Source organism: Streptomyces sp. NPDC037301 (assembly GCF_055602785.1).
On record NZ_JBVJWD010000006.1, the window covers coordinates 332,526 to 340,813 of the forward strand.

An 8,288-nucleotide genomic window follows, 5' to 3' on the forward strand; every position below is an offset into this window, starting at 1 on the left:
CGCGGCCGGCTGCCGGGCGAGGGTATGTGCAGCCGGGCAGTATCCTCGCAGAGCAGCCTTACGTCACGGTCTCGGCGGCAGACGCAGAGACCGTGCAGGCCCTGCGGAAAGACCAGTTCGCCCACCGCCGTTTCGAGGCGGGCCAGCGCTGCTGCACGGCGGTGATGGCCGTAGTCACGAGATTCGCCGTCGCAGCGGGCACTGGTTACGGTTACACGTGACATTCCCCCACCGGCAGGAGCAAGCAGATTCTCCTGATGATTTCAAGTTGGCCCCTTGTCACCACCTGACGAGCCGTAAGATCTGAGGTCCGTTGAGCTCGTCACGCGCGATCAAGCTGGGTGGCGGCTGGCGTGTGGCGTGACTCTCCTGGAGGGGTGCAGCGGTGGACGGTGGGCTCGTGACATCCAGCAGTATGACGAGAAGATCATTCGTATTGTGGGGTACGTCTTCGGCTTGTGCCCTTGCTGGGATTTCTGGCTGCTCAGGCGACAGCACGGCAGACGGGAAAGATCGTGTTGCCCATCGCTGCCCGTCCTGGCCTGAGTTGACCCCGTCGCCCGGGACGCCGGTGTGGCCTGCGCCTTTCTCAGGTGCTTTACGTACTTCACTTTCTCTGTCTGGGCCTTGGTTGAGCGGGGCAGAGGGGGACCGCACAGTGTGGCTGAGGGAGGCGCGCAGTGGCCGCCTCAAATGGCGCAGTTCCGCAGGGCAGGCAGGTGAGCCGGATAAGTGGGGCCAGCCGTACTATCCGCAAGTGGTTGCAGCCGGGGGGCAGGTCCTGGTTGGGGGTGGTGACGGGGACACGACCGGCGAGGTCGTAGCGCTATGTGCAGCCGATGGAAAGCGCATGTGGCGGCGAAAGTTACCTGGAAACCACGTAGTGGAGATTGCTAAATCTGGCGCCTTTGTCGTAGCCGCCACGCAGGACCATGTATTTGGGTTGTCTGCGAAAACAGGCAGGATCCTCTGGCGCGTCAAGGTATTTCAAGCGGGTCAAATTATTGCGCACGGGAAAATTATTATTCTCACTCATAAAGGCGTGGAGCCATTCGGGGCTATGGCGTTGGATCGTGAGACAGGGAAAGTTATTTGGGCTGAAGAAATCCCAGACGCTATCGACTTGGGAATCAAAGTGGCCGGTAGTTTGGTTCATTTGGTTGGGATCCGCAGTGTCGAGAGGCGCCAGGATGACGGAGCTACTGTGTTCGTTACCGCGCCGGGGGAATTGCGTACGCTTTCCGTAGGGAATGATCGAGTTGAATGGACTCGAACATTAATGTCTTCGGATGCCTCTTTGCTCTCGGGGAGAGGCTTCCTTCATCTAGTGACGGATGAGGAACTAATTACCCTGCATAGCGACACGGGAAGGACGGCCTGGTCCATTCCGCTGCCGGAGCCGGGAACGCCGCTGCAAATGGGGCTTCACGATGGCCTCCTCATTGTCCATTTTTCCATTCGTGTCAACGGGGAATATTCTCTTCTTGCGCTTGACCCTGAAACGGGTAAGGAACAGTGGCGAGTAGGGAGTGAACTGTCATCTGAAATGCTTCCAGGGCCTCCGGGGATGGTCTTGACCAACACTCAAGGGCCAAAGGTTTACGCAGTCGACACGGCAGGAGGCGAGTATATCTGGTCATCCCCCTTGAAAGGCGCGGTTCGGATCGTCACCAAGGATCTGATTTATTGCCACAACGGAGAGGAAATCACGGTCTACGACGTTTCCACAGGTGACCTATTCTTTGGCTAAGTTTCGCTTTGATATTCGATGCGGCGAAGCTTTTGTGTCTATTTGGAATAACGGGAGGGATGCTTTGTCATCGCAGCAGGGTGCGAATCCGCCTGTGCCGCCGCAGCAGGGTGCGAATCCGCCTGTGCCGCCGCAGCAGGGTGCGAATCCGCCTGTGCCGCCGCAGCAGGGTGCGAATCCGCCTGTGCCGCCGCAGCAAGCAGACGGCTGGCGCACACCCAGCACACTGATCGCTTCTGTGGCGCTGGTTCTCAGCATCGTCGCACTGATTCCTGCGTGGGACTCGGCAATAAGCGGTGACAGTCAAGCGGAGACAGGGAAGAAGGAAGCCGAGCGCAGGGGGATTCTGGAAGTCACTGCTGTAAGCGCACGGTTTACTGACAAGTTGAATGGGGTCGAGACATCGAGAGATTCAAAGAAGGAGGTCACAGGACTCAGTGGCTCAGAGATCAATATCGCCGTCCGTAATCGTGGAAGTGGATCGGCGATCATTACAAAGGTAAGTGCGAATGTGGAAATCTCGGAAAACCTAAAAACCTGCGGAGGGACAGGTGGGGACCTGGGGACTTCGGCGCACTACGCCATCGAAATCCCTCTTTCGCAGAAACCTCCATTCACTAAATCTACCGAAGAAGATGTGGTCTTCGATGTGAAGTCCGGGGAGAACGACCGCTTTTCCCTGACTGTCGGCCCCGATTCGAAGGAGGCCGGCAAGTCACCTTGGATGGGAGTCGTGACGATTCAGCTCCACGACGCGGACGGTACTGACCTCAGTATTGGCCCCCTCGTTATCGTCAGCCCTGGCGAGGATGAATATTTCTACCCCAGCGGCATGACCTGGAAAATCGCGCCTGAATCTTCAAGCTGCATGGGAAGTAACGCTCGCAGAGTGCAAGAAGTGATGCAAATTCCCGGTATTACGCCATCGAAGGAATTTGCTGCACTGCACCGTGCGCTTCGCCCTTACCGGTGAGGAAGAAACTACGGTTCAGGAATGATCGGCTGCGCGACGAGAGTTTCGCATCCGAATGGGTAACATCCTGCATGGTGTGTCTGAAGAGGTGGCCCCCTTCTCGGCTCGCGCAACGCGAGAAGGGGGCCAATCAGCGTGCTGAAGACGTCAGTCGCGGAGTTCTTCTGCCGTCATCTTGCGGACTGCGTCTGACAGGCTGTTAAGCGCCTCTGAAACCTGCCCTCGCTCAGCCTCGGGCAACAGCGGCTCCGCCCAGACCCCCTGCTGCCTCATCCGGTACAGCAGCGGCCGGCACGCCCATTCCGCGGCCATCTTCACGCCGTGACCACTGAAGACGTCGTAGTGCGGACTGCGTGACCACATCGATTCCCGCAGCTCCTCCAGCTTCACCAACAGCGCGGCTACCCCGTCTCGATCGAACTGCGCGCGGACCTCCGAGGCGACCCGCTTGTTCGGCGTGCAGCAGCCGATCGCCTCAAACCCGGGCTTAGAGGTCCTAACAAAGGCGTTGGACGTGTCGGTGGGTGATGAGGCAGGTGGCGAGGCCGAGGAAGGCTTCGTGGATGTCGTCCCGTCGTTCCCAGCGGACGCGTAGGCGCCGGAAGGCGTGCAGCCAGGCGATGGTGCGTTCGACAACCCAGCGGTGGACTCCGAGACCGGACCCGTGCGGGACGCCTCGGCGGGCGATCACCGGTTTGATGCCCTGGGCCCAGACGAGGCGTCGGTACTTGTCGTGGTCGTAGCCGCGGTCGCCGAGCAGGGTGTCCGGTCGTCGTCGCGGTCGCCCAACCAGGCCCGCGACGGGCGGGACCTTGGCGAGCAAGGGCATTAGTTGGGTGATGTCGTTGCGATTGCCGCCGGTCAGCGACACCGCGAGCGGGATGCCCTGCCCGTCGACGAGGACGTGATGCTTGCTGCCCGGACGTGCTCGGTCGACCGGGCTGGGCCCGCTTTTGGGCCGCGTCGAGCGGCTCTGACGTGACTGGAGTCGATCACCGCCCTCGACCAGTCCAGCTGCTTCGCCGACCGCAGCTTCGTCAGCAGGACGGCATGGAGCCGGTCCCACACGCCGGCTTCGTTCCACGCGGCGAGTCGCCGCCAGCACGTCATGCCGGACCCGAACCCGAGCTCCTGCGGGAGGTACTCCCACTGGATGCCGGTGTGCAGCACAAACAGGATCCCGCACAGAGCCTGCCGGTCAGGGACCCGAGGGCGCCCGGCTACCAGCTTCGGTGCCGGCTGCGGTAGCAACGGCTTGATCAGCAGCCACAGTTCGTCCGACACGATCCACGGCCGAGAGTTCCTCTTCCCCACGAACAGACCAACGAGCATCCAAGCCGACAGTCACACCATCCACAGCTTCTGTTAGGACCTCTTAGGCTCCGGCTCCTCGTACGCTTCGCGCAGGTCCCAGTGCCGGCTATCGGTGGTGAGGTTCTTCGGCACCCAGTAGCACCTGTCACAGCAGGTCTTGACCCACGGTGTGACCCATCCGTACTCGCTGTCCCAGATCCAGACCACTCGCTTCCGTCCGGGCGACGGGCAGGTCTGGCAGGTGGCTGCCGCTTCTGCGAACGCCTTCTTGAGCACCGCCACTGCCTCGGCTGGAGCGCCCCGCCAGGGGAACGTCTTCCAGCACAACTCACCGAACTTCTCTTCCCAGTGAGGCCCGGGTCCGGCGGGCCAGATCTGCGCGATCTGTCGGGCGGCGCGCCTGGTGATCGGATCCCATCCCGAACCTCGGCTGCTGAACATTAAAGCTGCGCCATCTTGAAGTGGCTGGTCAGGGTGCTGGTGTGATGCCGGTTCGGGATGCTCGTGCTGGTCGTGGGCGGCAGTCTGGGGTGTAGATCGTCCGGCGGGGGTGGGTTTGTGGATTCCCGTCCGTCGTCGCGAGTGCCGTTCCTACGCTCCGGCGCATGATGGATCCCGAGGTGCTGGAGCGGATCGCCGCACGGCGTGCGGAGTTGGACGGACTCGAAGAGCAGCTGGTCAAGCAGCTATCGGAGGTGCGGGCTGAGCGGGACGAGCTCGCCGTGGCCGAGCGGGTGTGGCAGCGGATGAGCGAGCAGCTCGCCGACGAGCGCGCAGGGGCCGGGTCGCCGGTGGTTCAGGTGGCGGGTCGGGCGGTGCGGCTGGTCCCGGACCGTGGTCCGGGGGTGGCTGAGTCCGCGCTGCCGGCGGAGTACCAGCGCATCCTGACCGCCGTGCGGCAGGCCGCCGGTCCGGTCGCCACCCGGCAGATCGGCGAGGTGCTGGGCTTGGAGGTGGGCGTACGGGGCAAGCTGGAGCCGCTGCGCGGGAAGCTCACGAAGCTGGCCGACCGCGGCTGGCTGCACAAACGGCCCGACGGGAAGTTCACTGCCCGCCCGTGACCGGGCCGCTGGGCGGCGGCGTAACTGAGGTGACCCCAGCGGCCGTTGGAATTTTGTGACGAAAACCAAAAAGCACGCCGGGGACACCGAGTCCCTGGTCTACCAGTGCCGCCTGCCGCTGTCCACGCACACCCTGAACTACCTCACCGACCTGCTGCGACGCCACCTGAAGGCCATACGCTCCAGGTGGCGGGCGCTACCGCCCGGGAGGATCGCGGTGATTGTCCTGGCCGTGCTGCGGCACGACCAGCGCCTGGCCGACATGGCCGGCGGCAACGACATCTCCGCCACCACCGTGCGCCGCTGGCGGGACGAGCTGATCACCCTGCTGGCCGCGAAGGCCCCGCGGCTGGACCGCGCCCTGAAGAAGATCGCCAAGCGGGGCGGGGAGGTCGTCCTGATCGACGGCACCCTCATCCCCACCCAGCGCCGCACCGGCAAGGCGAACCGCCCGAACTACTCCGGCAAACACCACCGCTACGGCCTGCACGTCCTCGCCCTGACCGACGAGCGAGGCCGGATGATCTGGATATCGGCCGCCCGTCCCGGCCGCACCCACGACATCACCGCCGCCCGCCGCGACCACATCCTGGCCCACCTGCGTGCTTCCGGCCTCGGCGCCCTGGCCGACCTGGGTTTCCTCGGCCTGGACGACGACGGGGACGATCCCGTGGTCGTCACCGGCTTCAAGGCCACCCGCGCCCGTAGGCTCACCCCCGCCGAGAAGGAGGCCAACCGGGTCCTGGCCGCCGGACGCGTCCCCGTCGAACGCGGCTTTGCCCACCTGAAGAACTGGCGGATCCTCACCAAGCTCCGTACTGACCCCGCCAGCGCCACCCACCTGTTTCGCGCGCTGCTCGTCCTGACGAACATCGAGGCCACTACCGACAATTGATCTCTACCGCAGGTAGCCCACGATCAGCACATGCCCCCGGAACAGCGTCACCGGGCCGGGATCGGCTGAGTGAGGTTCACCGGATTGCCGTCGGGGTCCTGGATGTGGGCGACCCGCTGTCCCCACGGCATGTCGTTGGGGCCGCCGCGGACCGAGCCGCCCAGCGCCTCCACCCGGCCGAGCGTCTCGTCGACGTCGTCGACACCGATGCTGAGCAGGATCCGCGACGCCGCCCCAGTCCCCGGGTTCGCCTTGGCCACCAGCCCGAGGTCGGTGTCGCCGATGCGCAAGCCGAGGTAGAAGGACGGGCCTTCCGCCGGTACCCGGAAGATCTCCTCAGCGCCGAACAATTTCGTATAGAAGCCGAGCAGAACGTCCTGGTCGGCAGTCACGATCACTGGCTGGATGGTGGACATGGCACTCCTGTCGAGAACGGTCGTGTCGCTGGGTAGACCGTTTGAGGACGGTGAACTCATCGGCAAAACCACCCCGCCGGACGATCTACAACACAGACTGCCGCCCACAACCAGCACGAGCACCCCGAAACCAGGTCACGCCACCCCGCTGACCAGCCACTTCAAGATGGCGGAGCTTCCTTCGGAACCGGTTCGGCTGGGGGGACTGCACGGCGCGTAGCGCTTCCGTGTACTTCTCGCCCGTGCCGGCCTGACGCAAGCGGGCCATCTGCGCTTCGGTGGACTGCCTTTTGGGCATCTGTTGCTCGTTCCTGGCGGTCTCCCACGCTCCCACCGGACGAAGGACATGCCGGAGGAGCGCGGGCCCCGGAGGACCTTGGCCGGTCGATCACCTGGCGGCGTGGGCGCTGGTGTCGGCGGTTGGCGTGCGCGGCTTGCTCACCGCGGATCGTACAGCGAAGCCGCCTCCTGCGAACTATCCTCCTGACCATTCTGGGGCTTCCGGGGCTCGGCCGATGACGTTGGCCAGGAGGATGGCGGCGATGTGCGCGGTGCGGAGGGGGCCTCGTCGATATCCGGCCAGTCTCGCCACTAGGCCGATCTCGAACTGATGTCTGATGCAAGCAGGGGAAGTTGGGGAACTCGGTGCCGGAGCCTAAGCCGCATAGTGTCGGTGCCGCACGCGAAGCATGGGCGGTTGTCGCAGGCGCGTTCAAGGTGACTACCGGGGAGTGGGAGGCTGCCCGGAAGTCGCTGGATGATCTGTCGGAGTGGCAGCAGTGGCTGTTGAGCCATTTCGGCTTTTCCGTCACTGCTGAACAGGCGTTGAGCCTTGCGGAGATGTGGGTCCGCGTTGCCGCCGTACAGGTAGATGTCCGCAGATGAGATGCCGCCAGCCCGAGCACACGTGGGAGTACCAGTGACCCGGCCATGGTGGTACGGCGACCGCGTGCCTGCTCTTCCTCGCCGTTTCGGAATCAGCGGTCGTGTGGGTCGGAGGCGGGCTGCTGCTCGGACTGCTGGCGACGTTCGTGCAGGGCGCGGCCAGGGCCAGGCACGACAGGCTCCACGGGGCGTAGCGAAGCATTCCCGGCCTGGTGTCAGGGAGCGCTGCTCGCCCGGGGTGTGCCGTCTCGTGGCGGCGTGGGGCGGGGGGCAGGTTCGAACATGTGGACCGGTCCGTCTCTGCTGCTCCTGTCCGGCGGCGGCACGTGGGCAAAAGTGCTGGCTGAACTTCCACCCGGTACTGTCGACAGGGAAACCCTCGCATCCTTACAGTCACGAATTGTCACATAGGGTGATCATTTGAGTGGGGGGAAGGTGCCATGAAACACCGGATCATGTCCGTCCTGAGTGCCGCTGTACTCGCTGCCGGAGTCCTGGGCGTCAGTGCGCCGTCAGCCAGCGCCGTGCCCGGAGGCTGCGCCTACGCTTCGTCGACCTACCGCCCGACCATCCAGTACGGCAACACGGGAGTGGCTGTGAAGCAGGCCCAGTGCCTGTCGAACGTCTGGGGCGGCGTGCCCAAACTGAACGTCGACGGCATCTTCGGCAGCGGGACGCGCACCAAGATCAAGTGGATCCAGGGGTGTCACGGCCTGACCAAGGACGGAATCATCGGGGCCAAGACCTGGAACGTCCTCTACAACCCCGCCCTTGACTGCTACGACCCCTACCCGGGATAGAGCTGCGCGGATGACCGGGGCGGCCCTGCCCGACAGTGGCACGGGCAAGTGCCCGGATTCGGCGAGGCCGGCCGGATTGTTGCAGGTGGCGTACGAGAGCTAGTGCCGCATCAGGCAACGTTTGCCCTGTTGTGATGTGACGCGCCGTCCGGATGCTGTGGTGGACGGCGCGTGGGCGTCATTCTGTCCGGGTG

Annotated in this window: 8 protein-coding genes and 1 pseudogene; 5 read left to right on the plus strand and 4 right to left on the minus strand. The window is 64.1% G+C overall.

What is annotated here, in order from left to right:
• The first annotated feature begins 415 nt into the window (after positions 1-415).
• The gene (locus tag ACZ7IB_RS13795) at positions 416-1,750 is read left to right on the plus strand and encodes an outer membrane protein assembly factor BamB family protein (protein WP_470912512.1); all 1,335 of its coding nucleotides are present in this window, start codon (positions 416-418) and stop codon (positions 1,748-1,750) included.
• Positions 1,731-2,723, plus strand: coding sequence for a hypothetical protein (locus ACZ7IB_RS13800; RefSeq protein WP_470912460.1), 993 nt, complete (start codon positions 1,731-1,733; stop codon positions 2,721-2,723). The genes ACZ7IB_RS13795 and ACZ7IB_RS13800 overlap by 20 nt, the downstream gene beginning before the upstream one ends.
• A 147-nt stretch (positions 2,724-2,870) precedes the next feature.
• Here ACZ7IB_RS13800 and ACZ7IB_RS13805 read toward each other — a convergent pair whose 3' ends face one another.
• From ACZ7IB_RS13805 to ACZ7IB_RS13815, 3 genes and pseudogenes are all read right to left on the minus strand, one after another.
• A complete protein-coding gene (locus ACZ7IB_RS13805) occupies positions 2,871-3,116 on the minus strand; it encodes a hypothetical protein (RefSeq protein ID WP_470912463.1) in 246 nt (81 codons plus the stop codon).
• A 103-nt stretch (positions 3,117-3,219) separates the two neighbouring features.
• Positions 3,220-4,055: pseudogene (locus ACZ7IB_RS13810) on the minus strand (IS5 family transposase).
• A gap of 33 nt (positions 4,056-4,088) precedes the next feature.
• Entirely contained in the window at positions 4,089-4,478 is a 390-nt protein-coding gene (locus tag ACZ7IB_RS13815) for a hypothetical protein (RefSeq protein WP_470912465.1), read from the minus strand.
• Between the two features lie 164 nt (positions 4,479-4,642).
• Between ACZ7IB_RS13815 and ACZ7IB_RS13820 the strand changes: the two genes are divergently transcribed.
• Both ACZ7IB_RS13820 and ACZ7IB_RS13825 read left to right on the plus strand, forming a co-directional pair.
• Entirely contained in the window at positions 4,643-5,098 is a 456-nt protein-coding gene (locus ACZ7IB_RS13820) for a hypothetical protein (protein ID WP_406486459.1), read from the plus strand.
• Between the two features lie 55 nt (positions 5,099-5,153).
• Positions 5,154-5,993, plus strand: coding sequence for a transposase family protein (locus tag ACZ7IB_RS13825; protein ID WP_470912467.1), 840 nt, complete (start codon positions 5,154-5,156; stop codon positions 5,991-5,993).
• A 47-nt stretch (positions 5,994-6,040) separates the two neighbouring features.
• On the opposite strand, the gene ACZ7IB_RS13830 is transcribed toward ACZ7IB_RS13825, so the two are convergent.
• Positions 6,041-6,409 (minus strand): VOC family protein, encoded by a 369-nt coding sequence (locus ACZ7IB_RS13830; protein ID WP_124723696.1) that lies wholly within the window; start codon positions 6,407-6,409, stop codon positions 6,041-6,043.
• Positions 6,410-7,734: 1,325 nt separating this feature from the next.
• Here ACZ7IB_RS13830 and ACZ7IB_RS13835 point away from each other — a divergent pair.
• Positions 7,735-8,094 (plus strand): peptidoglycan-binding domain-containing protein, encoded by a 360-nt coding sequence (locus tag ACZ7IB_RS13835; RefSeq protein ID WP_470912471.1) that lies wholly within the window; start codon positions 7,735-7,737, stop codon positions 8,092-8,094.
• The last annotated feature ends 194 nt before the right edge of the window (positions 8,095-8,288 follow it).

Coding starts and splice junctions, on each gene's coding strand:
- ACZ7IB_RS13795 (WP_470912512.1), top strand. CDS start 416: ATGACGAGAAGATCATTCGTATTGTGGGGTACGTCTTCGGCTTGTGCC.
- ACZ7IB_RS13815 (WP_470912465.1), bottom strand. CDS start 4,478: ATGTTCAGCAGCCGAGGTTCGGGATGGGATCCGATCACCAGGCGCGCC.
- ACZ7IB_RS13820 (WP_406486459.1), top strand. CDS start 4,643: ATGATGGATCCCGAGGTGCTGGAGCGGATCGCCGCACGGCGTGCGGAG.
- ACZ7IB_RS13830 (WP_124723696.1), bottom strand. CDS start 6,409: ATGTCCACCATCCAGCCAGTGATCGTGACTGCCGACCAGGACGTTCTG.
- ACZ7IB_RS13835 (WP_470912471.1), top strand. CDS start 7,735: ATGAAACACCGGATCATGTCCGTCCTGAGTGCCGCTGTACTCGCTGCC.